Source organism: Streptosporangium sp. NPDC001559, assembly GCF_042893955.1.
GTDB lineage: Bacteria > Actinomycetota > Actinomycetes > Streptosporangiales > Streptosporangiaceae > Streptosporangium.
Genome location: NZ_JBIAVG010000001.1, coordinates 109857 through 136619 on the forward strand (window position 1 = coordinate 109857; position 26763 = coordinate 136619).

General features: G+C 71.2%; 24 protein-coding genes and 2 riboswitches. Of the genes, 10 read left to right on the plus strand and 14 right to left on the minus strand.

What is annotated here, in order from left to right; translation table 11 throughout:
- Nucleotides 1-10: 10 nt before the first annotated feature.
- Genes ACFYY8_RS00505 through ACFYY8_RS00515 form a run of 3 tightly spaced genes read right to left on the minus strand, consistent with a single transcriptional unit; the run spans nt 11 to nt 3914 of the window.
- A complete protein-coding gene (locus ACFYY8_RS00505) occupies nt 11-2272 on the minus strand; it encodes a [protein-PII] uridylyltransferase (protein WP_390035676.1) in 2262 nt (753 codons plus the stop codon).
- A complete protein-coding gene (locus ACFYY8_RS00510) occupies nt 2269-2607 on the minus strand; it encodes a P-II family nitrogen regulator (protein ID WP_184713272.1) in 339 nt (112 codons plus the stop codon). Before ACFYY8_RS00510 ends, ACFYY8_RS00505 begins: the two co-directional genes overlap by 4 nt.
- Nucleotides 2604-3914 (minus strand): ammonium transporter, encoded by a 1311-nt coding sequence (locus ACFYY8_RS00515; protein ID WP_390035678.1) that lies wholly within the window; start codon nt 3912-3914, stop codon nt 2604-2606. The genes ACFYY8_RS00510 and ACFYY8_RS00515 overlap by 4 nt, the downstream gene beginning before the upstream one ends.
- 437 nt (nt 3915-4351) lie before the next feature.
- Here ACFYY8_RS00515 and ACFYY8_RS00520 point away from each other — a divergent pair, with 437 nt between their 5' ends.
- The gene (locus ACFYY8_RS00520; RefSeq protein WP_390035680.1) at nt 4352-5194 is read left to right on the plus strand and encodes an SAM-dependent methyltransferase; all 843 of its coding nucleotides are present in this window, start codon (nt 4352-4354) and stop codon (nt 5192-5194) included.
- A 190-nt stretch (nt 5195-5384) separates the two neighbouring features.
- On the plus strand, nt 5385-6302 hold the full coding sequence (locus tag ACFYY8_RS00525) for a helix-turn-helix transcriptional regulator (RefSeq protein WP_390035682.1): 918 nt from the start codon (nt 5385-5387) through the stop codon (nt 6300-6302).
- A 52-nt stretch (nt 6303-6354) separates the two neighbouring features.
- On the opposite strand, the gene ACFYY8_RS00530 is transcribed toward ACFYY8_RS00525, so the two are convergent.
- The 4 genes from ACFYY8_RS00530 to ACFYY8_RS00545 form a co-directional block, all read right to left on the minus strand.
- Nucleotides 6355-7293: a sigma-70 family RNA polymerase sigma factor gene (locus ACFYY8_RS00530; RefSeq protein ID WP_352009567.1), complete on the minus strand. Its 939-nt coding sequence runs from the start codon at nt 7291-7293 to the stop codon at nt 6355-6357.
- Between the two features lie 213 nt (nt 7294-7506).
- Nucleotides 7507-8862: a formimidoylglutamate deiminase gene (locus ACFYY8_RS00535; protein ID WP_390035684.1), complete on the minus strand. Its 1356-nt coding sequence runs from the start codon at nt 8860-8862 to the stop codon at nt 7507-7509.
- A 155-nt stretch (nt 8863-9017) separates the two neighbouring features.
- Entirely contained in the window at nt 9018-9704 is a 687-nt protein-coding gene (locus tag ACFYY8_RS00540; RefSeq protein ID WP_390035686.1) for an SDR family oxidoreductase, read from the minus strand.
- Nucleotides 9705-9714: 10 nt separating this feature from the next.
- Nucleotides 9715-10041 carry a hypothetical protein gene (locus tag ACFYY8_RS00545; protein WP_390035688.1) on the minus strand — a complete coding sequence of 109 codons (327 nt, stop codon included), beginning with the start codon at nt 10039-10041 and terminating at the stop codon, nt 9715-9717.
- A gap of 57 nt (nt 10042-10098) precedes the next feature.
- Here ACFYY8_RS00545 and ACFYY8_RS00550 point away from each other — a divergent pair, with 57 nt between their 5' ends.
- The 3 genes from ACFYY8_RS00550 (at nt 10099) to ACFYY8_RS00560 (ending at nt 12478) form a co-directional block, all read left to right on the plus strand.
- Nucleotides 10099-10629: a PadR family transcriptional regulator gene (locus ACFYY8_RS00550; RefSeq protein ID WP_390035690.1), complete on the plus strand. Its 531-nt coding sequence runs from the start codon at nt 10099-10101 to the stop codon at nt 10627-10629.
- A gap of 107 nt (nt 10630-10736) precedes the next feature.
- Complete coding sequence (locus ACFYY8_RS00555; protein ID WP_390035692.1) at nt 10737-11693, plus strand: ATP-binding cassette domain-containing protein; 957 nt, start codon at nt 10737-10739, stop codon at nt 11691-11693.
- A gap of 35 nt (nt 11694-11728) precedes the next feature.
- Nucleotides 11729-12478 (plus strand): ABC transporter permease, encoded by a 750-nt coding sequence (locus ACFYY8_RS00560; RefSeq protein ID WP_390035694.1) that lies wholly within the window; start codon nt 11729-11731, stop codon nt 12476-12478.
- On the opposite strand, the gene ACFYY8_RS00565 is transcribed toward ACFYY8_RS00560, so the two are convergent.
- Together ACFYY8_RS00565 and ACFYY8_RS00570 are read right to left on the minus strand one after the other, a co-directional pair.
- Nucleotides 12438-13307 carry a MurR/RpiR family transcriptional regulator gene (locus tag ACFYY8_RS00565; RefSeq protein WP_390035696.1) on the minus strand — a complete coding sequence of 290 codons (870 nt, stop codon included), beginning with the start codon at nt 13305-13307 and terminating at the stop codon, nt 12438-12440. The two genes, ACFYY8_RS00560 and ACFYY8_RS00565, sit on opposite strands and share 41 nt — an antisense overlap.
- Nucleotides 13308-13724: 417 nt before the next feature.
- Nucleotides 13725-15476, minus strand: coding sequence for an ABC transporter ATP-binding protein (locus ACFYY8_RS00570; protein WP_390035698.1), 1752 nt, complete (start codon nt 15474-15476; stop codon nt 13725-13727).
- 399 nt (nt 15477-15875) lie between these two features.
- Between ACFYY8_RS00570 and ACFYY8_RS00575 the strand changes: the two genes are divergently transcribed.
- Nucleotides 15876-17477 (plus strand): nickel/cobalt transporter, encoded by a 1602-nt coding sequence (locus ACFYY8_RS00575; RefSeq protein ID WP_390035700.1) that lies wholly within the window; start codon nt 15876-15878, stop codon nt 17475-17477.
- A 15-nt stretch (nt 17478-17492) separates the two neighbouring features.
- Here ACFYY8_RS00575 and ACFYY8_RS00580 read toward each other — a convergent pair whose 3' ends face one another.
- From ACFYY8_RS00580 to ACFYY8_RS00595, 4 genes are all read right to left on the minus strand, one after another.
- A complete protein-coding gene (locus ACFYY8_RS00580) occupies nt 17493-18230 on the minus strand; it encodes a maleylpyruvate isomerase family mycothiol-dependent enzyme (protein WP_390035702.1) in 738 nt (245 codons plus the stop codon).
- A gap of 76 nt (nt 18231-18306) precedes the next feature.
- A complete protein-coding gene (locus tag ACFYY8_RS00585) occupies nt 18307-19146 on the minus strand; it encodes an alpha/beta fold hydrolase (protein ID WP_390035704.1) in 840 nt (279 codons plus the stop codon).
- Nucleotides 19143-19748: a TetR/AcrR family transcriptional regulator gene (locus tag ACFYY8_RS00590; protein ID WP_390035706.1), complete on the minus strand. Its 606-nt coding sequence runs from the start codon at nt 19746-19748 to the stop codon at nt 19143-19145. The genes ACFYY8_RS00585 and ACFYY8_RS00590 overlap by 4 nt, the downstream gene beginning before the upstream one ends.
- Before the next feature lie 111 nt (nt 19749-19859).
- On the minus strand, nt 19860-20612 hold the full coding sequence (locus ACFYY8_RS00595) for a hypothetical protein (protein WP_390035708.1): 753 nt from the start codon (nt 20610-20612) through the stop codon (nt 19860-19862).
- Nucleotides 20613-20751: 139 nt separating this feature from the next.
- Nucleotides 20752-20850, plus strand: a riboswitch (glycine riboswitch).
- 2 nt (nt 20851-20852) lie between these two features.
- Nucleotides 20853-20937: riboswitch (glycine riboswitch) on the plus strand.
- A 41-nt stretch (nt 20938-20978) separates the two neighbouring features.
- On the opposite strand from ACFYY8_RS00595, the gene gcvT reads away from it, so the two are divergent.
- From gcvT to ACFYY8_RS00615, 4 genes are all read left to right on the plus strand, one after another.
- Nucleotides 20979-22067 carry a glycine cleavage system aminomethyltransferase GcvT gene (gene gcvT / locus ACFYY8_RS00600; protein WP_390035710.1) on the plus strand — a complete coding sequence of 363 codons (1089 nt, stop codon included), beginning with the start codon at nt 20979-20981 and terminating at the stop codon, nt 22065-22067.
- Entirely contained in the window at nt 22064-22453 is a 390-nt protein-coding gene (gcvH, locus tag ACFYY8_RS00605; RefSeq protein WP_390035712.1) for a glycine cleavage system protein GcvH, read from the plus strand. The genes gcvT and gcvH overlap by 4 nt, the downstream gene beginning before the upstream one ends.
- 85 nt (nt 22454-22538) lie before the next feature.
- Complete coding sequence (locus ACFYY8_RS00610) at nt 22539-23915, plus strand: L-serine ammonia-lyase (RefSeq protein WP_390035714.1); 1377 nt, start codon at nt 22539-22541, stop codon at nt 23913-23915.
- Nucleotides 23916-24027: 112 nt separating this feature from the next.
- A complete protein-coding gene (locus ACFYY8_RS00615; RefSeq protein ID WP_390035716.1) occupies nt 24028-25845 on the plus strand; it encodes a hypothetical protein in 1818 nt (605 codons plus the stop codon).
- 188 nt (nt 25846-26033) lie between these two features.
- Here ACFYY8_RS00615 and ACFYY8_RS00620 read toward each other — a convergent pair whose 3' ends face one another.
- Nucleotides 26034-26651 (minus strand): DUF6286 domain-containing protein, encoded by a 618-nt coding sequence (locus ACFYY8_RS00620; RefSeq protein ID WP_390035718.1) that lies wholly within the window; start codon nt 26649-26651, stop codon nt 26034-26036.
- Nucleotides 26652-26763 lie beyond the last annotated feature (112 nt).

Sequence of the window (26763 nt, forward strand, 5' to 3'; positions counted from 1 at the left end):
TTTCCTATGGTTATCGCAAGGCGGCAAGCACCTGGTCCCGCACCAGTGCCCGCTGGGCCTCGTCAGTCAGAGGACGCCCGGCTCTATCGACAACGTAGAAGACATCCACCGCCTCTGCGCCGAGAGTCTCTACACGTGCGGCTCGCACGTCAAGACCACAGTCTCCAAAAGCCCTGCCGATTCGCCACAATAGTCCCGGTCGGTCCCGTGCGCGCACCTCCACCACGGTTGCGGTGTTGGACGCGTCGTCAACAATAGTGACCCGCGGTGGCGCGACCGGCACCCGGGGCGGCCGGACCGAGGCGGCCCTTCGAGCCAGGCGCCGCCCGATGTCGAGCCGTCCGGCGAGAACGAGCCGCAGGTCAGCCTCCAGGGTCGCCGGATCGGGCGGCGAGCCGTACTCGGGGACGACCGCGAACTCGATCACCGCCGTCGCCCCCGCGGAGGCGGCCGAGGCGGCGCGGACGACCATCCGGTGCGCGGCGAGCACCCCGGCCGCGCTCCACAGCAGCCCGGCCCTGTCCGGGGCGACGACGGTGACCGCTCCCCCGTTGACCCGTACGGCGCCGCCACCGTGTCTGGCCAGGGACGTCCGGGCCGCGGAGAGCACCGGGGCCGGCCTGACGGGGGTTCCGGACAGCACCGAGCGCACCCGGCGCACGAGATCGGCGACCAGGGACGCCTTCCAGGAGTTCCACGCGGCGGGTCCCGTGGCGCGGCCGTCGGCGACGGCGAGCGCGGCCAGCAGCTCCAGGACCTCGCGTGATCCGACCGCCTCGGCCACCCTGGAGATCGTCACCGGGTCGTCGAGGTCGCGGCGGGTCGCGGTCTCCGGCAGCAACAGGTGGTGGCGGACCACCCGCTCCAGGGTCTCCACATCTGGCGCGGAGAGTCCCATCCGGGCGCCGATATCCCGAGCCACGACCGCCCCGGTCACCGAGTGGTCCCCGGGCCATCCCTTGCCGAGGTCGTGCAGCAGCGCGGCGATGAGCAACAGGTCGGGCCGGGCCACCTCGCGGGTGAACGACGCCGCCCCCGCGGCCGTCTCGATGAGGTGCCGGTCCACGGTGTGGCGGTGCACGGGGTTGCGCTGCGGGCGGTGCCGTACACGTTCCCAGTCGGGCAGCAGGCCGACCACCACGCCCGCCTGGTCCAGTTCCTCCCAGACCGGCACCGCGGCCCGTCCCGCGCCGAGCAGCCCGACCAGGGCGTCGCGCGCCGCGGCGGGCCAGGGGACGGGCAACGGCGGCGACTGGGCGGCGAGCACGCTCACGGTGGCCTGCGCGAGCGGCAGCCCCGCCTCGGCGGCGGCCGCGGCGGCGCGCAGTACGAGCACCGGATCGGCGCGCGGGTCCGCGTCGCGGGCGAGCACGACCTCGCCGCCCTGCTCGACCACGCCGTCGGCGAGCGGGCGGCGCCCTCTGGGCGCGGGGCCGCCGACCAGCCGGTCGACGGCGCGCCAGGTGGTGTCGAAGGCGTGCGTGACGGTCCGCCCCGCCTCCGCGAGAGCGCGCATCAGCGCCTCGGCGTCGAGCAGGCCGAGAACACCCGCGACCGCCTCCTGCTCCTGAAGCACCAGCCGGTCGCCTCCCCGCCCGGTCACCAGGTGGAGGGCGTGCCGGACGTCCAGCAGCAGTTCGTGGGCCTGCCTGACCCTCGGCCCCGGCGCCGGGGCGACCCAGGCCGCGGCGACCGCCTGCATGACCTGCACGTCGCGAATGCCGCCGCGCGCGTCCCTGAGGTCGGGTTCCAGCAGGAAGGCCAGCTCACCGCGGGCCGCCGCCCGCAGGCCCGCGGCCTCGCGAAGCTCGGCGAGCCTGCGCCGCGCGTCGGCCCGCCACCCGGCCAGCACACCCTCCCTGGCCGCCCTGGTCAGCTCCGGGTCGCCCGCGACGTGCCGGGCCTGGATCAGCCCGAGCGCCGCCTTCAGATCGTCTCCGGCGACCGCGACGGCCTCCTCGACCGTCCGCACCGAGTGGTCCAGGCCCGCTCCCGAGTCCCAGATCGGGTACCAGAGCCGGTCGGCGACGGCCGCCACGTCGTGCCTGCCGTCGTGCAGCAGGACCAGGTCGAGGTCGCTGCCCGGCGCCTGCTCGCCCCTGCCCAGGCTGCCGACCGCGACGAGCGCGATCCCGGACGTCTCGCGCTCCTCGCTCCCGGCGCCGTCCTTCCCGTACGGCGCGCCGCGGGCGCTCCTCAGCAGTCCGGCCAGCCAGCGGTCGACCTCCGCGGTCCGCTCCCTGCGGGCCGCGGCGTAGGAACGCCGGTTCACAACGCCTCTGGGCCGCGTTCCCCGGTGCGGACCCGCACGACCGTGTCCACGGGGACGGACCAGACCTTGCCGTCCCCGATCTTGCCGGTCTGCGCCGCCTTGACGATGACGTCGATGACGTCGTCGGCGTCGTCCTCCTCGGCGAGCACCTCAAGCCGGACCTTGGGCACCAGGTCCACCTGGTACTCCGCGCCCCGGTAGACCTCGGTGTGGCCACGCTGGCGGCCGTACCCGCTGGCCTCGCTGACCGTCATGCCCCTGACGCCGAACTGCTCCAGCGCGGCCTTCACGTCGTCGAGCTTGAAGGGCTTGATGACGGCGGTGATGAGTCTCATGCGTCCACCTTCTTCGCGGCGCCGCCGGTCGCCGGGGTCCTGACCGTGACGCCGGAGGCGTGCACGGTGCCCAGGTCGTAGCCGGTCTCGGCGTGGGAGGTGATGTCGATTCCGGTGACCTCGTCGTCGGCGCCGATCCTGAAGCCCACGGCCCTGTCGATGATCTTGGCGATGACCCAGGTGACGGCGAACGAGTAGGCCGCGACCACGGCCGGGCCCAGCAGTTGCAGTCCCAGTTGCCCGAGGCCGCCGCCGTACAGCAGCCCCTTGCCCTGCTGGCCGAGGAGGGGGTAGGCGGCCAGGAAGCCGAGCGAGACCGCGCCGAGCACGCCGCCGACCATGTGGACGCCGACCACGTCGAGCGCGTCGTCGAAACCGAGGCGGTACTTCAGGCCCACGGCGAGGGCACAGACCGCGCCCGCGACGGCGCCGATGACGACCGCGCCCCAGGGGTCGACGAAGCCGCACGCCGGGGTGATCGCGACCAGGCCCGCGACCGCGCCCGAGGCGACGCCCAGGCTGGTCGCGTGGCCGTCACGCGCCTTCTCCACGACCAGCCAGGCGCCCGCGCCGACGGCGGCGGCGATCTGGGTGTTCATGAACGCCAGCCCCGCGGTCCCGTCGACGGCCAGTTCCGAGCCCGCGTTGAAGCCGAACCAGCCGAACCACAGCAGGCCCGCGCCGAGCAGCACCAGGGGCAGGTTGTGCGGGCGCATCGGCTCCCTGCGCCAGCCCACGCGCCTGCCGAGCACGAGGGTCAGCGCGAGCGCCGCGGCCCCGGCGTTGATGTGGACGACCGTGCCGCCCGCGAAGTCCTCGACACCCAGGTCGAACAGCCAGCCGCCACCCCAGACCCAGTGGGCGACCGGGAGGTAGACCACGGTCGCCCAGACCGCGGTGAACAGCACCCACGCGCCGAACCTGGCGCGGTCGGCGATGGCGCCGCTGATCAGGGCGACGGTGATGACCGCGAAGGTCAGCTGGAAGGCGGAGTAGACCAGGCTCGGCATCCCGGTGCCGTCGGCCCTGGTCGCCGTGCCCACCAGGCTCTGCAGCCCCAGGGCGTCCAGCCCGCCGACGAAGGCGTTGACGATCCCGCTGCCGTTCTCGGTGAAGGCCAGTGAGTGCCCGTAGAGCACCCAGGCGACGGTGACGGTGACGATGCTCGCGAACGACATCATCATCATGTTCAGGACGCTCTTGGCCCTGGTCATGCCGCCGTAGAACAGTGCGAGCCCCGGAGTCATCAGCAACACCAGCGCGGTGGCCGTGAGCATCCAGGCAGTGGTGCCGCTGTCGATCTTCATTCGAAGCGACCCTCCCTTACGAATGGCGCGTGCCTGTCTCAGGTCGCAGTGAACGCCTCCGGGCTCCGTCGACCGTGCGCACTGACGATGCGCCCCAGCGTGTTCCCCGGTGGTTTCACGGCGCCGCACGATGTGTTTCGGATCTGTGAAACTCCACGACACGGTGTTTCAGCCACGTTTCGGACAGAGACCCCCAAGGCCGTGATCCATCCCAAACCAACCGCCGTACGGGCCGGTTTTCCCACGAAAGACCGCGAAAGAGAATGCCCGGCACATCGCCACAGGCTGGGACGGTGACACCATCCCCTTACTCACAAAACGGACGAACGTCAGCAAATATCGACAAGATCATCAATAACTGACTACGAGCGGGATCGCCGACCTTATCGTGTGTGACGACAGCGGAATACGCGTACGACAGGAGACCCTCCCCTGTGGTGAAACGTGATGATTCACCTTCCTCCCCGCAGAATCCTTCCGAATGGAAGCTTTCCCAGCAGAAACCAGAAATCGACACCACCGTCCCGCACTCGGCCCGGATCTGGAACTACTGGCTGGGCGGCAAGGACAACTATCCGGTCGACCGCGAGGCCGGTGAACAGTTCACCGAGGTCTTCCCCGGCATCGCCGGACTCGCCCGCGCGTCCCGGCACTTCCTCGCCCGCGCGATCCGGCACCTGGCCGGCGAGGAGGGGGTCCGCCAGTTCCTCGACATCGGCACCGGCCTGCCGACCGTCGACAACACCCACGAGGTGGCCCAGCGGGTGGCCCCGGACTCCCGCATCGTCTACGTCGACAACGACCCCCTCGTCCTGGTGCACGCGGGCGCGCTGCTCACCAGCACCCCCCAGGGCATGACCACCTATATCAATGCCGACCTGTACGACCCGGACACGATCCTGGCCGCCGCGGCCAAGACGCTGGACCTCACCCGGCCCGTCGCGCTCGTGCTGATGCAGATCACCGGGCACGTCCGCGACACCGGCGAGGCGCACGCCATCGTGAGACGGCTCATGGACGCCCTGCCCTCGGGCAGCTTCCTCGCCTTCAACGACAGCGTCGACACCAACGCGGAGAACTTCGCGGCCACGCAGCAGTACAACGACAGCGGCGCGGCCCCCTATCACCTGCGCAGCCCGGAGGAACTCGCCGGCTTCTTCGACGGCCTCGACCTCCTGGAACCCGGTGTCGTCCCGATCACACACTGGCGGCCCGAGGTGCCTCTCCTCGACCCGGTCGCCGACGTGGACGCGCTGGGCGGCGTCGCCCGTAAGAGGTAGGTCTCTCCACCACACCTCGCGCGGACCGCGCCGTGACGGTCCGCGGTGGCCTCTCCCGGACACACGGTGACCGCCCCCACCCCGTACGGGATCCCCGCGCGGGACGGTGGACGGTCGCCGTGCTCCGGTGTTCCCGAGACCGGCGCGCCGCGGTCCGACGTCGGCGACCGTCGCCAGAAAGTGACTGAACATGAACATCGAGACCGTGCAGGACCGGCCCGACAGCCGGATCACGGACGACTCCCCCTTCGGGAGCGGACCGACCGTCCTGCGGATGCTGCTGGGCGTCCGGCTCCGCAGGCTGCGGGAGGTCAGGAACATCAGCCTTGAGGAGGCGAGCGAGACGATCCGGGCCTCGCGCTCCAAGATCAGCCGCCTGGAGCTGGGACGCACCGGCTTCAAGCAGCGTGACGTGGCCGACCTTCTCACTCTCTACGGCCTCACCGACGAGGCGGAGCGAGCCACACTGCTGGCGATGGCCAAACAGGCCAGCCGGCGCGGTTGGTGGCACCCCTACAGCGATCTGGTGCCGAGCTGGTTCGACGCCTATCTCGGTCTGGAACAGGCCGCCGACGTCATCCGCGGTTACGAGGTCCAGCTCGTCCCCGAGCTGCTGCAGACCGAGGACTACGCCCGCGCCGCCATCCGGCTCGCCCACCAGGACGCCACGAGCGCCGAGTGCGAACGCCGGGTCGAGCTGCGCATGAGGCGGCAGCGGATCCTGCACCGGCCCAACGCCCCGAGGCTGTGGACCGTCATCGACGAGGCGGCGCTACGCCGTCCGGTCGGCGGCACGGCGGTGATGCGCGCCCAGCTGGAACATCTGGTCGCCGTCACCGGGCTCAACCACGTCACCGTCCAGGTCCTGCCGTTCAGCGCGGGCGGCCACGCCGCGTGCGGCGGGCCCGTCACCATCCTGCGCATGCCCGAGCAGCAGCTTCCCGACGTCGTCTATCTCAGGCAGCTCATCGGGGCCTCCTGCCCCGACAGGCCGAGTGACGTGCAACGCTTCTGGCACGTCATGAACCAGCTGGTCGTCCAGGCGGAGCCGGCGCTCATGACGCGGGACATCCTCCACCGCTTCATCGAGGAGCTCCCCGGACGCTGACCCCGGACCCGATCCGGTACGGCTCCCCGAGGCCGTACCGGATCGTGGGGGTTCAGGCCGCCATCGCCATCTTCCGCAGCCTGGCCAGGGCGTCGCGCTCGATGCGGCGGGCGCGGTCACGGCCGATGCCGTAGCGCTCGCCGACCTCGGTCAGCGTGTGCTCACGGCCGTCGATCAGGCCGTAGCGCCAGCGGAGCATCTCACGGGTCTGTCCCTCAAGGCCGGTCAGCCACTCCTCGAGGCGCTCGCGCTCCAGGATGTCCATGGCCTGCTGCTCGGGGTCGGCCCACGTCTCGTCGGCGATCATGTCGCCGAGTTCGGTCTCGTCCTCGTCACCCACGCCGAGCTGCAGGGAGACCGGGTCGGAGGCCCAGCGGCGCAGCTCGCGCACCCGCTCGATCGGCAGTTCGAGCACCTCGGCCAGGTCGGCGTCCGTCGGCTCCTGGTCGAACTCGGCCAGCATGTCGCGCCTGACACGCATCAGCCTGGTCATCTGCTCGCCCGCGTGGGTCGGCAGCCGCACCGGCCTGGCCTGCTCGTGGATCGCCCTGCCAACGGACTGGCGGATCCACCACGTCGCGTACGTCGAGAACTTGTAACCGCGCCGGTAGTCGAACTTCTCAACCGCCCTGACCAGACCCAGGTTCCCCTCCTGGACCAGATCGATCAACGGCATTCCACGCCCCGAGTACTTGCGCGCCACCGCCACCACAAGACGTAGGTTGGCCTGAATGAACTCATCCTTGGCCCGCTGCCCGGAAACAGCCAGTCTTTCGAGCTCCTCGTCGGCGGCGTCCGCGATACGCGGTTCCCGCAACCCGCCGTCGAGCAGTTGCTCGGCGAAGAGACCGGCCTCGATCCGCTTGGCGAGTTCGACCTCCTCCTCCGCCGTGAGCAGGGGGACCCTTCCGATCTCAGCCAGGTATGTCCCCAGCAGGTCTCGATCAGAGACGTGCTGATCCTGCGTCCGATTCCCCGTCGGCCTTGCCATCAGATGGCACCTCGTTCCGCCTGCTTATGGCAGGCCCGCGCGCTCAATCGAGACCCCGGGCGCGCGAACATGCCGCTTGCCTCAACAACGCCCGGACCAGGGCAAAGATTCCCCAAAAAAGTACGCCGAGAGAACGGTTTTGGATTTCCTCCTCAAGGAGGATGTCTCGGGACACGGCGCCATGAGGTCCCTCGATGCCCCGCCCGGGAGGGCTCAAACCACGCCGCGCACCTCGGCGATCACCGCGGCGAGCGCGGCGCCCACGTCTCCCAGGACGTGCCTGCCCTCCTCGACCACCCGGCGGCCTCCTGAGACCACGGAGTGGACGTCCGCGGCCGTCGCGGCGAAGATCGTGATCTCCACGGCGTCCTCCTGACAGGCCCCCGCGGTGCGGACCGAGTCCAGGCTCACCGAGACCAGGTCCGCCCAGGCCCCCGGCACGAGCATGCCCGCGTCGGGGAATCCCAGCGAGGCGTGCCCCGCGCCGGTCGCGGTCTGGAGCAGCTCGGCGGCCGTCCAGTGGCCACGCCGTTCGGTGACGAGCCGCTCGCTCAGCTCGACGCCGCGCGCCTCCTCGAACAGGTCGATCACCGCCTGGCTGTCCGAGCCGAGCGTGACGGGCGACCCCGCGTCGAACAGCGCCCTGACGGGACCGAGACCGTCGGCCAGGTCCCGTTCGGTCGTCGGGCACGCGCAGACGTGGGCGCGTGACTGCCCGAGCAGCGCGACGTCCACCTCGGACAGGTGTACGGCGTGCACGGCCGTGGTCCGGGGTCCCAGGACGTCGTGCTCGGCGAGGAGCTGGACGGGGCTGGCGGTGTAGGCCTCGACGCACGCGGCGTTCTCCTCACGCCGCTCGGAAACGTGGACGTGCAGCGGGACCGCGTGGTGGTGGGAGAAGGCGCCGACCACGGGCATCTGCTCGGCGGGCACCGCCCGCACCGAGTGGAGCGCGGCCCCGATCTCGACGTCGTGCTCACCCCGGTAGGCGCCCAGCAGTTCATCCGCCCGGACCGCCCACCGCTCCGAGTCGCCGTCCCCGAAGCGGAGCTGGGCGCCCGTCAGCGGAACGCCGACACCACCGGCCAGGTAGCAGGTGTCCAGCAGCGCGATGCGCAGTCCGGCCCGTCTCGCCGCCTCGACGAGCGCGTGCCCCATCGCGTTCGGATCGCCGTACGGCCCGCCGCCCGGTGAGTGGTGGAGGTAGTGGAACTCCCCCACGCAGGTGATCCCGGCCAGCGCCATCTCCGCGAAGACGGCCGTGGCGAGCCTGTGGTGGGAGTCGGGGTCCAGGGTCGCGGCGACGCCGTACATCCGCTCACGCCAGGTCCAGAAGTTGCCCTTCTCCCGCTGTGTCAGCCCGCGCAGCGCCCGGTGGAAGGCGTGAGAGTGCGCGTTGGCCAGTCCGGGCAGGGTCAGCCCGGCCAGCCGTACGGCCCCGGCGGGAGGGACGGCGACACCGGAGGCCACCTCGGAGATCCGTGAGCCCGTGACCGTGACGAGCACCCCCGAGGCGACCTCGCCCGGCGGCAGCCAGGCCAGCTCACACCAGTAGACCGTCTCCGGCACGGACGCTCCCCGCTCGGGCGCCCGGGGCGCTCCTGGCGAGGACGGGAAGGAGTCTCCCCTCGCTGCGGCGAACACCCTCCATTATGTGAACAGGGTCGTTCACGGGCGCCCCGCGCGGCTCACATGAGGGGCAAAAGGGTCGCCCAAGACACCGCTCAGTTGACCGGGCCCGCGCTGGGACGGACGGTGATCTCGGTGACGTGGGCGTCCGGGGTGGCGCTCACCGCGGTGAGCACGACCCGCGCGACCGACTCGGGCGTCAGGTATCTGTCCGGCTCGTAGACCGCGCCCTCCTGCTCACGGACCCCGCGCTGCATGTCGGTGTCGATCCGCCCGGGATAGACGGAGGTGACCCGCAGGACGGGCTCCTCAAGGCGGAGCGCGTCGGCGAAGGCCCGCAGCGCGAACTTGCTGGCGGCGTAGGGGCCCCAGTCCGGATTGGCCCGCAGGCCCGCCCCGGAGTTGATCAGCACGACCCGCCCCTCGGCCGCGCGCAGGGCGGGCAGCAGCAGCCGGGTCAGTTCGGCGACCGCGACCACGTTGAGGTCCAGGGTGCGCCGCCAGACCTCGGCGGGCGTCGTGGCGATCCGTCCCAGGATCGCCACCCCGGCGCTGTGCACCAGCACGTCGAGCCGGTCGATCCCGGCGACGTCGGCCTCGGTGACGGCGGTCAGCTCGACCGGCCAGGGGCGTGAGCCCGGCAGTTCCGCGGACAGCGCGGCCAGCGCCGCGGTGTCCCGGCCGCCGAGCAGCAGGTCGTGGGTGGGGGCCAGGGCGCGCGCGACCGCGGCGCCGACCCCCCGCGAGGCTCCGGTCACCAGTGCCAGGGGACGTTCGGACATGTGGATCACCCTACTCGGGGCGGAACGTGTCCGGCCCGGGACGCTCCAGGGTGAGCGCGTACACGTCGTGCGGGTAGTCGTGGCCCGTCGGCCGGACCCTGACCTCCCGCTCGTCGGCCTCCAGGATGACGCACCGGTGCCATCTGCCCTCCTGCAGGAAAAGCCACGGCTCGCCCAGCACGGAAAGGCCCGAGCGGTGGACCTCCTCGGCCGCCTTCTCGTCCGGGCGGGGCTCTCCCAGCGGATAGCCGAACACGGTCAGCGGCTGCCAGGCGTCCCCCACCGGCCGCAGGTAGCCCAGAAGGGCGCCATCGTCGTCACGTCTGATCTCTCTCACGTCCGGCACCGTAGCCCAGGATTGACAGCGTATTCAAACTTGAATAAAAAATTGCACATGTCCTCCACTCGTGTTCTACTGCTCGGCGTACTGCTCGACGGCCCTCTCCACGGTTACGAGGTACGGCGCCGCCTCGAACTCATGGGCACCCAGCACTGGGCCAACGTGGCCTACGGCTCGATCTACCACGGACTCGCCAAGATGGCCGACGAAGGCCTCCTTGAGCGGGTCGAGGAGGGCAAGGGAGGCAAGACCGTCTATGGGATCACCGAGATCGGCCGTGCGGAGTTCGCCCGGCACCTGATGAGCCACTGGTGGGAGATCAAGCCGATCGTGGACCCGTTCCAGGTCGCTCTCACCTTCATGGACCGGCTCTCGTCCGCCGACCTGACCTCGGCGATGGAGGCCAGGGCCGCGCAGCTGCGCTTCTCGATCTCCATGACCGAGCGCGCGATCGGCGGCAAGCAGGCCTTCGGCGCCCCCCGGCACATCGACGAGTGCCTGCGGCTCAACATCCTCCAGCTCCAGGCCCAGCTCACCTGGCTCGAAGAGGCCATGGAGAAGGTGCGCGACGGGAAGCTGCCGTGAAAAGAGGTTGAGCCTCACGCCGTGAGAGGGTCCAGCCTTTCCCGGGAGGTCGCGCGAGCGCCTCCCCACCCCCAGTCACCCCCGGACATCCGGCGGAACGGAGTGTAATGATCATCGAAGCGCGCGGACTGCGCAAGACCTTCACCAGGCGCGGGCGAGGCGGAACCGAGCAGGTCGAGGCCGTCAGAGGCATCGACCTGTCGGTCTCCGAGGGCGAGATCTTCGCCGCCCTCGGCCCCAACGGCGCGGGCAAGACCACCACGGTCAGGATGCTCGCCACCTTCACCGCCCCGACCGCGGGAACGGCCACCGTGGCCGGATACGACGTGGTACGGCAGGCGGCCAAGGTCAGGGAGCGGATCGGATACGTGGGCCAGACGGGCGGGATGGACGACAACGTCCCCGGCCTCGACAGCCTCCTGCTGGCCGCGCGCCTGGCGGGCCACTCCCGCAGGCAGGCGGCCGTCCGGGCCGACGAGCTGCTCGCGGCCTTCAGCCTGACCGAGATCGCCCGGCGCCCCCTCAAGACGCTGTCCGGCGGCCAGAAACGGCGCTTCGCGCTGGCCGTCGGCCTGGTGAACCGGCCGCCGCTGGTCTTCCTCGACGAGCCGACGACCGGCCTCGACCCGCAGAACCGCGCCAACCTGTGGCAGGAGGTGCGCGCCCTTCGCGACCAGGGCACCAGCGTGCTGCTGACCACCCACTACCTGGACGAGGCCGACGCCCTGTGCGACCGGCTCGTCATCATCGACAACGGCCAGGTCGTGGCCGAGGGCACCCCGCAGGGACTCAAGAGGGAGATCTCCGGGGACGTCGTCACCCTCAGGGTCGACGACCGGGCCGCGGCGCTGCCGCTGCTGGCCGCGCAGCCGTACATCAAGGAGACCCAGGAGCGGGACGACGCGCTGCTGGCCTACCTCGACGACGGCGAACGCAACCTGACGTCGCTGCTGCGCGCCCTTGAGGCCGGCGGGCTGGCCATCCGGTCCATCTCCCTCGACCGGGCCACGCTGGACGACGTCTTCCTGCGGCACACGGGGCGTTCCCTGCGTGACGCCGCCTGACGACCACCCCCACCGTCGAGACGTTAGGACCCCCCATGTTCCGGCACACCGCACTGTTCTTCGGCCACGAGCTGCGCAACATCCTGCGCAATCCGGCCTGGGTGCTGATCGGCATCATGCAGCCCGTGCTCTATCTGCTGTTGTTCGCCCCGCTGCTGACCAAGATCACCCAGGGCGGGACGATGGATGAGGCGCTGCGGATGTTCACCCCCGGCGCGATGATGATGATCGCGCTGTTCGGCTCACTCTTCACCGGCTTCGCCATGATCAACGAGACCCGCAACGGCGTGCTCGAACGGCTGGCGGTCAGCCAGGCCTGGCGGCCCGCGATCATCCTCGGCCGGGTCGTCAAGGACATGCTCGTGCTCGCCTGCCAGGCGCTGCTGGTGATGGGCGTCGCCGTGCTCATGGGCCTGCGGCTGAGCCCGGCGGCGGCCCTGCTGATGCTGCTGCTCATGGCCACCACCGGCCTGTTCGCCGCCAGCCTCTCCTACGGCCTGGCGCTGGCCATCCGCGACGAGAACGGCCTGTCGCAGATCGTCCAGTTCTTCGCCCTGCCGCTGACCCTGCTGGCCGGAATGCTGCTGCCGGCCTCCCTCGGCCCGCAGTGGATGCAGACCGTCGCGAGGTTCAACCCGCTCTACTACGCGGTCGAGGCCGGGCGCTCGCTGTTCGCCGAGCGCCTGACCGACGGCACGATCCCGGTGGCCTTCGCCGTCTTCCTCGTGCTCGGCGCCCTGACCCTCACCTGGTCCGTGCGTTCCCTGCGGAAGCTGGCGGGCTAGCCGTACCCGGCCGGTTCCCGGTGAAGACCCCGGCCCTGTCGATCATCCGCTCGTACTCCTCAAGCCGGGCCCGCGTCCGCAGCGGCGCCGCGTCCGCCATGGCCTCGACCAGCACCATGGCCAGGGCGAGCGGTGCCGTGTGCGCGTCGAACACCAGGCGTTCACCGACCGGGGCGTCCAGGATCACGTCCGCCTCGAACGGCACGTCGCGCCTGTCGGTGATCACCGCGGTCCGCAGGCCCAGCTCCCTGGCCCCGCGCAGGGCCCGTACGGCCTCGGCCGGATAGCGGGGAAGCACCACGGCGACCAGCCAGGCGGCCCCCGCCCTGCGCGCGGCGTCCAGGCCGTCGGCCAGCTCGGAGCCGCCGTGGGTCAGCAGGCGGACGTCGGGGTGGATCCTGCGGGCGAAGTAGGCGAACGTGGTGGCCAGCCCGCTCGAAACCCGCAGCCCGAGCACGGGCAGCGGCTGGCACCCGGCCAGCGCGGCGCCCAGTTCGGCGATGACCGAGGGGTCGGCCAGCCGGTCGCGCACACTCCGCAGGTTCTCGATCTCCGCGTCGATCGCGGTCTGCAGGTCGTTGGCCCGCGACAGGGGCCGCTCGCTCACCACGAACGGCCGCAGCGCCTGCCTCAGCTCGGGGTAGCCGGCGAAGCCGAGCGACGTGGCGAACCTGGTCACCGAGGGCTGGCTCACCCCGGCCCGTTCGGCAAGCTCCACGCTGGACAGGAAGACGGCCTCGGCCAGGTGGTCGTTGAGATAGCGCGCGATCCGCCGCTGCACGGGCGAGAGCCTCCGGCCCTCAAGAAGTCGATCGAGTCCTTCCCCCACGTCCCCTCCAACCGCTCGCCCCTCCACCGGCATTCCATCTCCCTCCCGTCCCGGTGTCGTTCATACACCTCGCGGAAAGGTGGACATGACGGCGGAGGCGCCGTGGAAGGAGTGAACCTATAAAAAAAGGGGGCGTCCCAGGCCGCACGCCGGGACGCCCCATCCTTTCCACTACCGCCACATCGGCCTGTGCCCCGCCCTGTCCCGCACGAACCGGACTGGAGGCCGAACCCGGTGAGCGTCCCGAGGGGCCGCTCCTGAGCGAAGAAGAGGCTTCGCACAGGGCGGATGCCCGGTTTCCTCCGGCGCCAACCGACAGAGGAGACCGGCGCCCGAACCATCGCCCTCCCCACCACGTAAATTTGCGGGAGCCGTACGAAACCCGGGAGATCAGTTCGACTCCGGTGGCCGTCCCGCTCAGGTCGGCAACAGGAACTGGGTCGCGGCCAGCTCGCGGTAGAGGTCGTCGTCGTCGAGCAGCTCCCCGTGGGTGCCGACCGCCCGTACGGCCCCGCCCTCCATGACCACGATCCGGTCGGCGCTGGTCACCGTGGACAGACGGTGGGCGATCACCAGCACGGTCGTCTCCTTCGCCACCTCGGCGATCACCTCGCGCAGCCGCATCTCGTTGACCGCGTCGAGCTGGGAGGTCGCCTCGTCGAGCAGGAGCACCCTGGGCCTGCGCAGCAGGGCCCTGGCGATGGCGACCCGCTGACGCTCTCCGCCGGAGAGCATGATCCCGCGATGGCCGACCTGGGTCTCCAGGCCCTCGGGGAGCCGGGCGACCAGGTCGTCAAGCCTGGTCAGCGAGAGCACCCGCCGGACGTCGGTCTCGTCGACCCCGGGGGCGGCGAAGACGAGGTTCTCCCGCAGCGTGCCGTCCAGCACGGGCGCGTCCTGCTCGACGTAACCGAGGACGGCCCGCAGCTCGGGCAGCGGCCAGTCCCGCACGTCACGGCCGTCGACGGTGATCGTCCCCGACTGCTGCTCGTAGAAGCGCTCCAGCAGGGCGAAGACCGTGGACTTGCCCGCCCCCGACGGACCGACCAGGGCGGTCAGGCCGCGCGCCGGGATCTCGAAGGAGACGCCGTCGTGCACGACCGGCCGGTCCTCGCCGTAGCGGAAGACCACCTCCCGGAAGCCCACCCCGGCGGGAGTCGTGCCGGAGGCCCCCGCCGGGGTCCCGATCTCCTCCGCGGGGAGTTCCTCGATCTCCCTGATCCGCCTGACCGCGGCCAGGCCGTTCTGCATCTGGGTGAAACCATGCACGAGCTGGCCGATCGGGGAGACCAGGTAGAAGAGATAGAGCAGAAAGGCGACCAGCGAGGAGACCGCGAGCGCGCCCGAGGCGACCCGCGCGCCGCCGACGCCGAGCACCGCGACGAAGGCGAGCTGGGCGGCCACCCAGGTGGAGATGCCCGCGATCGAGGTCCACCAGGCGACGGCGATCCCCCTGTCACGCGCCTCGCGGGCCGCGGCGTCCACGGTGGCGATCTCGCGCTCCTCCGCGCCGCTGGCCTTGACCGTGCGGAAGGCCTGCAGCACCCGGTCCAGCACCGCTCCCATCTCACCGACCGCGACCTGCGCCTGCGTGGAGGCGCGCCGGATGCGCGGCATGACCAGGCCGACCAGCGAGCCGACCACGGCCAGGACCACCAGGGTGACCAGCAGCAGCAGCCCGTCCATGACCGCCATCATCACGATGGCGCCGGCCAGCATGAACAGCGCGCTGACCATCTCGACGACGCCCTCGGTGAACACCGCGCGCAGCAGCGTGGTGTCCGAGGTCACCCGGGACAGCAGGTCGCCCGGTTTGAGACGGTCGACCTCGGAGACCCGCAACCTGAGGATGCGGCCGACCAGACCCCGTCTGGCGGCGAAGACCACTCCCTCCCCCATGCGTTCGAGCACGTATCTGCCCAGCGCGCCGACGACCGCGCCCACGACGACCGCGACCGTCAGGCCGAGCACCGGCCCGACCAGGGACCGGTTCGCGCCGAAGGCGTCGATGACCGTCTTGGCGAGCAGGGGCATGGCCAGGCCGGCGAGCGAGCCGACCAGGCTGAGTGCGCCGCCGAGCAGCAGGGCGGACCGGTGCGGCCTGATGTAGGCGAACAGCGGACGCCACGACACGGTCTCTGACAATTCCCGTCTCCTTTGAGATGACATGACCGGCCCCCGATCGACGTGCTTCATATCTACTGCGCGCACGCCCCCTTCGAGCGTCACGGCCGGTTTCGTAGACGAAAGTCGATTCCGTCAACATAGGTTGACACGGCCTGGACGTCAACCCTGGTTGACGAAAGGGAAGTGGGACACCCGGGGAGGGATGCCTTCTTCGGTCTCCCCAAGGGAAAAATCCATGAATTTTCTGCTCTTTCCGCTGCGTCACCGCACGAAAAAGCCACCCGGAACCGGAAGCATTCCAGCGGCGACCAGGCGGCCGCCGGCGACCGGGGCACTCCCCCGGGGCGCTCCCGGGGCACCTCCGGGCCGCCGACGCCGAGATCGAACGTTCGCCGGCACGACGGAGTCCCCGTCCGCGTCCGTGAGCCTCGGGAGGTTGTCATGACATCAGCACAGGTCCCGCCACCCGCGGGCCGGTACGGCGCGCGGGAACGGCGTCGTGGAGGGCTCCTGTTCGCCCTCTCCTGCCTGGCGGTCGCGATGTTCCCCGCCTTCGCCCCGCCCGCCGCCGCGCATCCGCTGGGGGACCTCACCGTCAACCACTACGACGGCCTGCGGATCACCCCCGACCGGATCGAGAACACGGCGGTCGTCGACAGCGCCGAACTGCCCACCCTCCAGGCCAGGACCGAGATGGACACCGACAGCTCGGGCAGGGTCTCCGCCGCCGAACTGGCCGCCTACGGCGCCGCCCGCTGCGCCGCGCTCGCCGGGGCACAGCGGCTGACCGTCAACGGCTCCCCCGTCGCCTGGCGTGTCGCCGGGACCGGCCTGAGGTACGCCCGGGGACAGGGCGGCCTGCGGACCAGCCGCCTGACGTGCGACCTGACCGCCGACGTCCGCGCCCGGGGGACGGTCGACTTCAGCGACGACTACCTGCCCGACCGGACCGGCTGGCGGGAGATCACCGCGGTCGCCTCCGGCGGTCTGCGCCTGAGCCGGTCCTCCGTTCCCGGGACGAGTGTCAGCGGACGGCTGCGGTCCTACCCGGACGACCTGCTGGCCGCCCCGCTCGACCAGCGGACCGCGCGGCTGAGCGTCACCCCGGAGACAGGCCCCTCGGCGGCCGTGCCGTCCCCGACGCCCGAGCTATCTGATCTGTCCGGGTTGTCCGGCGGCCCGCTCGGCGGTGTGACGGCCTGGCTCGACCACACCTTCACCGGCCTGGTCGGCACCGACTCGCCGACCGCGCCGCTCGTGCTGCTCTCGGTGCTCATGGCCGTCGCGCTGGGCGCCGGGCACGCCCTCATCCCGGGACACGGCAAGACCATCATGGCCGCCTACCTGGCGGGCAGGCGGGGACGCCCGCGTGACGCGTTGATCGTCGGCGCGACCGTCACCGTGACCCACACCGTCGGCGTCCTGGTGGCCGGCCTGCTGCTGACCGTGCTGTCCGCGCTCACCGGCGAGGCGGTGCTCGCCTGGCTCGGCCTGGTCAGCGGTCTGCTGATCACCCTGGTCGGGGCCGGGCTGCTGCGCTCCGCCTGGCGCGCCCACCGCACCGGCGAGGCCCCCGCCCACGGTCACGGGCACGGGCACCTCGTTCCCCGGCGTCCCCCTGTCCGGGAGGTCCCCGGCGGTGAGGCTCACGGGTACGCGCCGGTCGCCGTCCTCGAACGGCAGGCGGAGAAGGACCTCCCCCGCGAGCGGACGCCCCGCTCACGGCGCGGGCTGGTCGGCCTGGGCGTGGCCGGAGGGCTGGTGCCCAGCCCCTCGGCGCTCGTCGTCCTGCTGGGCGCGATCGGCCTCGGTCGCACGTGGTTCGGGATCGCGCTGATCCTGGCGTACGGCCTCGGCATGGCGGGCACGCTCACCCTCACCGGGCTGCTGCTGGTCAAACTCGCCGGGCGTCTCGGCCGCCTGGCGGCCGGGGGGAACGGCGTGGCGGGCCGCCTGTCCTCGCTCCTGCCGACCGGCACCGCCGTGGCCGTCATGCTGCTGGGCCTCGGCCTGACCGTGCGGAGCCTCATCGGCGCCGCGTGAGCGGCCCCGGACCGCCTACTGGGTCTCCTCCTGCAGGCGCGCCCACAGCCCGGCGAGCGCGTCCACGTCGCCGGAGCTCCTGAGGGAGTTGCCGCCCGCCTTGCGCCGGTTCCACAGGTGGAGCAGGAGGTCCTCCGGCTCTCCGTCGATCCGCGCGTCCGGCGTCGCCCCCTCCTCCGCCCACACCGCGCGGTCCGCGCGCAACGTCAGCGCCCACTCCCGGCCCCCGCAGCCCAGAGCGACCGTACGGCCGACGCCCTGCTCCTGTTCGGACCTGCCGTCGAAGTCGTGGGTGACGAAGCCGAGCAGCTCGTCGACGCCGTCGGCCGCCAGCTCGGGGTCGACCGGGGTCTGCCCCCCGTCGATCAGCTCGGCGTCGATCCGGTGGACGACCGTCTCGTGGGCCATCCTGCGGTACCAGAAGCCGACCGTCTGGTCCGGCGGGAACCAGGTGTGGGAGGGCGCCCCAGGACCGCGCATGACGAGCTGGTCGAGCAGCGTCTCACGCTGGGAGAGGAACCAGTCCCTGAGCGCGGCGTCACCGGGCAGCGGCGCCCGCTCGGCCTCCTGCGGGTCGCGTCCGAGCCGCATGCACAGGACCTTGTGGTCGTAGACCCCTCCGACGTGGTGGAGCAGGTCACGGCCGGTCCAGCCGGGGCACGACGGCACCCGGGCGTCCAGCCCCCTCTCCGCGGCCGCGAGCAGGCGATCGCCGTCGGCGCGGATCAGGTCGAGATAGCGAGTGTGATCCATGGGCGGCATCATGCCGTACGGCCCCGACGGCCTTCCCCCTGTTTTCCGCTCAGCCGATGGGTGCCGCACCCCGGTGTCACCGGGCGTCGAGCACCTCGCGAAGCAGCTTCCCGAACTCGGCGGGGTGGGTGCTCAGTCCCGTGTGCCCGCCGGGGAAGTGGACCAGCTCCGTGCCGAACCGCTCGGCCAGGAAGGCCGCGGGACGGTAGGGCAGTTCGCCGCGGGAGTCCGCCCCGGCCGCGAGCACGAGCCGGTCCGACAGGGCCCGCAGCCGGTCCACGTCCGGGACGTGGGCCATGAAGCTCGGGATGATACGCCCGATGAAGTAGGGCGCGTCGGCCATCGACCGTTCGACGCGCGCGGCCGCCCTGGGGGACGGCTCGGCGGCGGGCCGCGCGTCGGCGGTCTCCCCCGGCCGTCTGAGACCGGCCGCGAGCACGGTCGCCGCGGCCATCAGCCCCTCCCGGTCGAAGGCCTCCCGGACACGGGCGAGCATCGCGCGGTGCTCGGCGGCGTCCGGCAACACCTCGGCCAGCGGCGGCTCGTGCGCCACGACACGTGCGACCCGCCCGGGATGGGCGGTGAGCAGGTGCATCGCCACGATCGCCCCCGAGCTGCAGCCCACCACGCTGACGGGCTCCCCTGGGGACAGCAGGTCGATCAGCCTGAGGGCGTCCTCGGCGTGCTGTTCCACCCGCTGACGTGCCGCCGGGTCGTCCAGCGGGCTGTTGGACAGGCCGCGCGGGTCGTAGGTGACGACCGTGCGGTCGGCGGCCAGGTCGTCGACGATCTCCTCGAAGGAGGCGGCGCCGCCGGTGCCGCCGGGGATCAGCAGCAGGAGCGGCCCCCGTCCCCGCACCTCGTGGTACAGCTCGGCGCCGTCCACGCGCAGGCGTCCGATGGTCGTCTCGGTCATGTCCTCGTTCCCTCACCGTGTGGTTCGTGATCGGCGGGCCAGCGCTCCAGGAGGGTGTGCAGGGCGTCGAGGCAGCGTGACCACGACTCCTCGGCCGGCCGCGAGTGCGCGAACCCGCCCGCCGCCTCAAGGCTGATGAAGCCGTGCAGCATGCTGCGCAGCAGCCGTACCGCGTCGGTCAGGTCGGGTTCCCCGAGGGCGTAGGCGCGCAACATGCCGTAGGTCAGCTCGATCGCGCGCCGCGGCCCGCGCGCCGCGGCCAGGAGCTCGGGGTCGATCTCCGTGGGGATCTGCGTCGCCATGTAGCGGCCCGGGTGTTCGCGGGCGTAATCCCGGTAGGCGGTCGCGTACGCGACCAGCGCGTCCCTGCCCGCCAGCCCCGCGGTGGCCTCCGCGATGCGGACGGTCTTCTCGTCGGCCGCCAGCAGGGCGATCCGGCCGCGCAGGTCCTCAAGGCCGCGAACGTGCGCGTAGAGGCTGGCGTCCTTCACCCCGAGCCGTCGTGCCACCGCCGACATGGTCAGCCGGTCGAACCCGACCTCGTCGGCCAGTTCGGCACCGGCGAGCGTCACCCGATCCGTCGTCAACCCGGCCCGTGCCATACGCGCCCCTCTCTCCTAGAACCCCTAGACTGTAACTAATCTTATTAGCTTCTGTCTAATGGTATTAGTTTCACCGGGCGCACGGCAGTACGGCACGGCGGTTCTCCAAGGTCAGCGGCGGGTGCGCAGACGGGAGGAGGGCAGGTCGTGACGGCCGGAGACGAACTCCTGGAAGGCGATCTTGACCTTGATGACCGGGCTGCGCCAGCGCTCCTCACGGCGCTGTGCCCTGGCCAGCTTCCAGGGCCTCGGCCTTCGGGAGCCCGGAGCGAAGAACCAGTGGGCCCAGGGAGAGCCGGGCCGGGCCAGCCGCAGCGCCCCGACGATCAGCAGCAGCGGGACGAACAGGCCGACCATGCCCGTCCAGATCTTCCCCTTCAGCAGGGTGACCACGGCGAGCATCAGGTTGAGCACGAGGAAGCCGACCGCGAGCCACGTCCCCTGCGGCGTGCCGTCCGGCCGTTCCCAGCCCAGCGGGCGCAGGCCGAGCAGGAGCAGGCCGGTGACGGCGATCGCGATGAACACCGCGTCGACCGACGTGCGGCCCTCCTCCTCCCAGTAGACGTCGTGCAGGTGCAGGATCAGCGCGAACTCGTCCAGGATGAGGGCGGCGCCCACCCCGAAGACGGCCGCGGTCAGGGCGTACCACCCCTGGGAGACGCCGGAGACGAGCAGGCCGGAGACCCCGCCGAGCATGGTCAGCACCACGCCGAACACCACATGGTGGATGTGCATGTCGCCGACGCTGACGTTGCCGAACCACCCGATCTTCGCGCGGATGAGCCGGACGTTGATGCGGGTGAAGACGAAGGCGACGATCAGCGCGACGAAGAAACAGAAGAGCGGTAGCCGTCCTGTTTCCACGATTCGATGTTGGAACAAATCCCCCACTGCACCTTCAGGTTATGCGAGAGCCGTCATGATCACGCCTAACCGGACACTCTGTCCTGACCCGGGGATTTCGCTCGGCCCTCGCCTACGGTTAGGCTGGCCGGGACACCGACGAGCCCGCGCGGGAGAGCGTCCTGACATCCAGGCCAGGACCCCTGAAGGAGCAAGCCCTCCCCGCAAACCTCTCAAGGCAAAGGACCGCGTGGGTAGGTGCCTCTGGAAAGCAGGCCGTACGGCCTCGCCGAAGGTGAAAGTCCGGCAAAAATCGGGCGAAGCTCTCAGGCATCCATGACAGAGGGGGAGGATGCTTCTCATCCGACCCCTGTCTGAGGTGCGAACATGTCCCGACCCACGCCGCTGCGCGGTGTTCACGAGGCCCTCGGCGCGACGCTGACCGACTTCGCGGGCTGGCTGATGCCGCTGCGCTACGGAAGCGAGTCCGCCGAGCACAACGCGGTCCGTCAGGCGGCCGGCCTGTTCGACCTCTCCCACATGGGGGAGATCTTCGTGACGGGCCCGCAGGCGGGCGAGGCCCTCGACTACGCGCTCGTCGGCCACATCTCCGCCCTTGAGCCGGGACGCGCCCGCTACACGATGATCGTCGATCCCCAGGGCGGCGTGCTCGACGACCTGATCGTCTACCGTCTGGCCGACCAGGAGTACATGGTCGTCGCCAACGCCTCCAACTATCCCCGGGTCGCCGCCGAGCTGACCGAGCGCGCCGGGGCCTTCGAGGCCGCGGTCGAGGACCGCTCCGAGCAGTACGCGCTGGTCGCGGTGCAGGGGCCGCGCTCCCGCGAGATCCTGGGCGGGCTCACCGACGCCGACCTCGACGGCCTGAAGTACTACGCGGGCCTTCCCGCGACCGTCGCCGGGCTCTCCGCCCTCGTCGCCCGCACCGGCTACACCGGCGAGGACGGCTTCGAGCTGTTCGTCGCCGCCGACGACGCCGAGCCGCTGTGGGCCGCGCTCACCAAGGCGGGCGAGCCGTACGGCCTGCTGCCCGCCGGGCTGTCGGCGCGTGACACCCTCCGTCTTGAGGCGGGGATGCCGCTGTACGGCAACGAGCTCTCCGCTGATCTCACCCCGTTCGACGCGGGGCTCGGCCGTGTGGTGAGGTTTGACAAATCAGGCGACTTCGTCGGCAGGGCCGCCCTTGAGCCGCTCAAGGACGTCCCCCCGGCCCGCCGCCTGGTGGGACTGATCGCGACCGGCCGCAGGGTGCCCCGCCACGGGTATCCGGTGGTCTCCGGCGACGGCACCGTCGTCGGAGAGGTGACCAGCGGAGCGCCTTCCCAGACTCTGGGCAGGCCGATCGCCATGGCCTACGTGGACAACGAAACGTCCGCTGGACTGGCCGTGGACATCCGGGGCAGCCACGAACCGGTCGAGGTCGTTGAGCTGCCTTTCTACAGGAGGAAAAAGTGAGTGACATTCCCGAGGAGCTGCACTACACCAAGGAGCACGAGTGGATCTCGGGCATCGATGACGGCCTGACCCTGACCGTCGGCATCACCGCCTACGCCGCCAACGCCCTCGGTGACGTGGTCTTCGTCCAGTTGCCCGAAGCCGGTTCTTCGATCTCCGTGGGTGAGGCGGTCGGCGAGGTCGAGTCGACCAAGTCGGTGAGCGACATCTTCGCGCCGGTCGGCGGTGAGGTCGTCGAGGTCAACGAGGCCGTCGTTGACGACCCCTCGCTGGTCAACAGTGACCCCTATGGCGACGGCTGGCTGTTCCGCGTCCGGCTTGAGGGCGACCCGGAGGACCTGCTGTCCCCCGAGGAGTACACGGCACTCACTTCGGGCGAATCCTGAAATATCTAATCTTGCGTCGTGATCACGCGCGTCCACCGGCGCGCGTGATCACGACCGCGGGACAGCGCAAAGGCAGGACAGATCAATGGCGATCAGCGTCTTCGACCTCTTCAAGATCGGTATCGGCCCGTCCAGCTCGCACACCGGCGGCCCGATGGCCGCCGCCCACAGGTTCGCCAGAGGGCTCGACCACGACGGCCTGCTCGACAAGACCGCCCGGGTCGAGGTCATCCTCTACGGCTCGCTCGGCCTGACCGGCAAGGGTCACGGCAGCGACAAGGCCGTCCTTCTCGGCCTTACCGGCGACAAACCCGAACTCGTCGACGTCGACACCGTCGACGAACGACTGGCCGCCATGCGCGCCTCGGGAACGATCCAGCTGTACGGCTCCCGCGAGATCCCGTTCGTGGTGGGTGAGCATCTCGTCTTCGAACGCAAGATCTCCCTGCCGCACCACCCGAACGGCATGCGGTTCACCGCCTTCGGGGAGACCGGCGACGTCCTGCGGGAGAAGGTCTACTACTCGGTCGGCGGCGGCTTCGTGGTCGACGAGAACGCCACCGGCGCCGACCGCATCAAACCGGACGACACCGTCCTGCCGTACCCCTTCACCACGGCGGCCGAACTGCTCGGCCACTGCACGGAGACGGGTCTTTCCGTCTCGGGGCTGATGCTGGAGAACGAGAAGGCCTTCGGCCTGTCCGAACGGGAGATCCGCGACCGGCTGCTGAACCTGTGGCGCGTCATGAGTGAGTGCGTCGGGCGCGGCATCGCCAAGGAGGGCGTGCTGCCCGGCGGCCTGAAGGTCAGGCGCAGGGCCCACCAGCTCCATCGGAGGCTGCAGAGCGAGGCCGCGGAGAAGGACCCGCTGCACGCGATGGACTGGGTCTCGCTGTTCGCCCTCGCGGTGAACGAGGAGAACGCCGCGGGCGGACGGGTCGTCACGGCCCCGACGAACGGCGCGGCGGGCATCGTCCCGGCCGTGCTCACCTACTACGACCGGTTCGTCCCGAACTCCGATGACGACGGGGTGGTGCGCTTCCTGCTCACCGCGGGGGCGATCGGCGTGCTGTTCAAGGAGAACGCCTCCATCTCCGGCGCCGAGGTCGGCTGCCAGGGCGAGGTCGGCTCCGCCTGCTCGATGGCGGCGGCCGGGCTGACCGAGGCACTCGGCGGCACCCCCGAGCAGGTGGAGAACGCCGCCGAGATCGGCATCGAGCACAACCTGGGGCTGACCTGCGACCCGATCGGCGGCCTGGTGCAGATCCCGTGCATCGAACGCAACGCGGTGGCCTCGATCAAGGCCATCACCGCGGCCAGGATCGCGCTGCGCGGCGACGGCCGCCACTTCGTCTCACTGGACAAGGCGATCAAGACGATGCGTGACACCGGGCGCGACATGCTCGACAAGTACAAGGAGACGAGCAGGGGCGGCCTGGCGGTGAACGTCATCGAATGCTGACCCGCCTTCCCGGCAAACACGTCAAACTCCACTAACTTTGACATCTCGCCCGGCCACTCGCCGTAGCGCCCCTATGCTGGGTGCCGCTGTCACCGAGAGTCGGGAGGACGTCGTGCCGACGGAGGTCTCACAGCCGGAGAAGACACGTCCGGGAGGCCGGGCCCGCCACCGCGCGTCCGCCCTCCCCGGCGACCACCGTGACCACGATGGTTCCCGCGGCTCCCGTGGCTCTCACTGGTTCTTCGCGCTGGCCCTGCTCGCCGGGATCGGGGTGCGCGCGCTGGCCGTGCTCGGTTACCGGCCCACACTGTGGTTCTGGGCCGACTCCTTCGTCTACCTCGGCGCCGGGCTCGACCCCCGCCCGATGGAGTCTCGCCCCTCCGGCTACTCCCTGCTGCTGTGGGCGCTGCGCCCGCTGTCCAGCGTCCAGGCGGTCGTGGTGATCCAGCACCTGCTCGGGCTCGCCACGGCGTTGTGCGTCTACCTCCTGCTACGCCGCCGGGGAGGGCTGCCGGGGTGGGGGGCGACGCTGATCACGCTCCCCGTGCTGCTCGACGTCCACCAGGTCCAGCTCGAACACCTCGTCATGGCGGACCTGCCGATGGAGTTCCTCGTGGTCGCGGCGGTCACGCTGGTGATGTGGCGACGGCGCCCGCCGGCGTGGGCGGCGCTGCTTGCCGGGCTCCTGCTCGCGGCGGCGACCGTGACCAGGACGATCGGGCTGCCGCTGGCCCTCGTGGTGCTGGTGTGCATGGTGATCGGACGATCCGGATGGCGGGCGGTCACGGCCACCGCGCTCGCCTGCGCGATCGGTCTGGGCGGCTACGCCGCCTGGTTCGCCTCCGAGTACGGAAACTACGGCCTGACCAGGGGAAACGCCTTCCTCTGGGCGCGCACCATGACCTTCGCCGACTGTGCCAGGATCAAACCCGCCGGTCCCGAGGCCGCGCTGTGCCCGACCGTCCCCGTCGCAGAGCGCAAGGCCCCGCCCGTCTACATCTGGGACGCCTCCTCACCGCTGAACAAGGTCAAGGGCACCTGGGCCGAGCGTGACAGGCTCGCGGGCGCCTTCGCGGCCCAGGCCATCAGGGCGCAGCCGCTCGACTTCCTCACCGCGGGCCTCACCGACGTGGCCCACGTCTTCGACTGGGAGCGCAGGGTCTACCCGACCCCCGGCCCGCAGAGCGCCTACGTCTTCCCCGCCGCCGCCAGGCCCTTCCCCACCGGCGCGGCCTCCCAGGGCAGGACCGCCGAGGAACTGACCGTCGCCTACCAGGGCGCCTCCGGCGAGACCCGTCTCGTCGAACCGTACGCGGGCTGGCTGCGCGCCTACCAGGAGCACGGCTTCCTGCGCGGCCCGGTCCTCGCCGTGATCGTGCTGGCCGGGCTGGCCGGGGTGCTGCGCAACGGGCGGCGGCTCGGCGGGGTCGTGCTGCTGCCGTGGGCGGCGGGGGCCGTACTGCTGGCCCTGCCGCCCTTCATCGCGGCCTTCGACCACCGCTACGTGGTCCCGGCCGTCCCGTTCGCCTGCCTGGCCGCGGGGCTCGCCTTCGCCGTACGGGGTCGTGCCCCCGCCGCCCCGGCCGTCCAGGAACCGGCGGCACCGAGACCGGCGGGGTCAGCGGCCCCGGACGTGCAGCCTGACCCAGGCGCCGAGGTTCTCGTCCCCTATCGTCCTGCGGACCTTGGCGACCGCGTCCTTGTTCAGCCGCGCGACGAGCCTGCCGACGTCGGTGGCCGGCCCGCAGGTGATCGCGACGCGCAGACGATCATCCTTCGCGTGCCTGACGCCAACTCGGACGAGCCCTTCGATTTCTTTAACCGCGACCCCCAGCATGGCCGTACCGGTGGCGCTGCGGCGCCCCACCCGTCCCCAGCCCAGGGCGCGCAGCAGCCACCTGATCGACAGCAGCGCCAGCACCACCAGTAGCAACGCCGCCAGCCACCCCAGCCACGCGTGCTGCTCCAGGTAGGAGGGCAGCCCCCTGCTCACGATCCGGTCGTCCCGTGGCTGGGAGGAGAGCTTTCCCTGCCCCCGCAGGCAGGCGTACATCCCCGCCCCGGCCAGCGTCACCCCCGTGAGGGCCAGGCCGATCCTGTTGTCCAGGTAGGCCCGCATCAGCCTCCCCTCCTGCACAGCCGTACGACGATCTCGCGCGCGCACATCGCACCCAGGGCCGTCAGCCGGTCGCCCACGACGATGCCCACCTGACGCAGCAGGTGGCCCGTCCTGTCGGCGTCGGTGAACACGGTGACCTCGATGTCACGCGAGCCGAGCCGTACCCGGGCCCGCCCGACCCCGTCGACCGACTCCGCCGCCGCCCGCAGCGTACGGCGAAGCCCCGCCCTGGTCAGGCCGATCACCATCCGGGAGTCCGCGGACTCCAGCGGCACCAGCCGGGTCTTGCCCGGCAGTACGGCCAGGGTGAACAGCACGATCCCGGCCGCCGTCACCGCCAGCGCCACGGCGAAGACCGCGGGGTCGGACCACCTGGCCGCCCCGATCCCCTCGGCGATCCTGCGGTACGGCACCCGCCCCATCGGGGAGCCCATCGTCAGCCCCGCCGTCACACAGGCCGCGGCCGAGAACGTCGCCGTGACCAGTACGGCGGCCACCAGGCCCGCCGGATTGCGCTCGGGCCGCAGCAGCCGTACCGATCTGCGCCGGACGGCGTGCAGGTGCTCCCCCGCCGTGGTTCCGCCCGTCCCCGCCATGATGTCCTGGAGAGTGCTCATCACCTGGACAGGTCTACGCGTCCCAGAGTCGTCGCGCGGGGGTGAAGCGGCGACTTTCACGATCCAGGAGTCGCCCTGGCCGGAGAATTTACCGCCGGCATCTCAACATGAA

Coding starts and splice junctions, on each gene's coding strand:
- ACFYY8_RS00540 (WP_390035686.1), bottom strand. CDS start 9,704: ATGTCCGAACGTCCCCTGGCACTGGTGACCGGAGCCTCGCGGGGGGTC.
- ACFYY8_RS00525 (WP_390035682.1), top strand. CDS start 5,385: ATGAACATCGAGACCGTGCAGGACCGGCCCGACAGCCGGATCACGGAC.
- ACFYY8_RS00580 (WP_390035702.1), bottom strand. CDS start 18,230: ATGGATCACACTCGCTATCTCGACCTGATCCGCGCCGACGGCGATCGC.
- ACFYY8_RS00590 (WP_390035706.1), bottom strand. CDS start 19,748: ATGGCACGGGCCGGGTTGACGACGGATCGGGTGACGCTCGCCGGTGCC.
- ACFYY8_RS00610 (WP_390035714.1), top strand. CDS start 22,539: ATGGCGATCAGCGTCTTCGACCTCTTCAAGATCGGTATCGGCCCGTCC.
- ACFYY8_RS00515 (WP_390035678.1), bottom strand. CDS start 3,914: ATGAAGATCGACAGCGGCACCACTGCCTGGATGCTCACGGCCACCGCG.
- ACFYY8_RS00555 (WP_390035692.1), top strand. CDS start 10,737: ATGATCATCGAAGCGCGCGGACTGCGCAAGACCTTCACCAGGCGCGGG.
- ACFYY8_RS00510 (WP_184713272.1), bottom strand. CDS start 2,607: ATGAGACTCATCACCGCCGTCATCAAGCCCTTCAAGCTCGACGACGTG.
- ACFYY8_RS00550 (WP_390035690.1), top strand. CDS start 10,099: ATGTCCTCCACTCGTGTTCTACTGCTCGGCGTACTGCTCGACGGCCCT.
- ACFYY8_RS00560 (WP_390035694.1), top strand. CDS start 11,729: ATGTTCCGGCACACCGCACTGTTCTTCGGCCACGAGCTGCGCAACATC.
- ACFYY8_RS00575 (WP_390035700.1), top strand. CDS start 15,876: ATGACATCAGCACAGGTCCCGCCACCCGCGGGCCGGTACGGCGCGCGG.
- ACFYY8_RS00585 (WP_390035704.1), bottom strand. CDS start 19,146: ATGACCGAGACGACCATCGGACGCCTGCGCGTGGACGGCGCCGAGCTG.
- gcvT (WP_390035710.1), top strand. CDS start 20,979: ATGTCCCGACCCACGCCGCTGCGCGGTGTTCACGAGGCCCTCGGCGCG.
- ACFYY8_RS00530 (WP_352009567.1), bottom strand. CDS start 7,293: ATGGCAAGGCCGACGGGGAATCGGACGCAGGATCAGCACGTCTCTGAT.
- ACFYY8_RS00620 (WP_390035718.1), bottom strand. CDS start 26,651: ATGAGCACTCTCCAGGACATCATGGCGGGGACGGGCGGAACCACGGCG.
- ACFYY8_RS00570 (WP_390035698.1), bottom strand. CDS start 15,476: ATGTCATCTCAAAGGAGACGGGAATTGTCAGAGACCGTGTCGTGGCGT.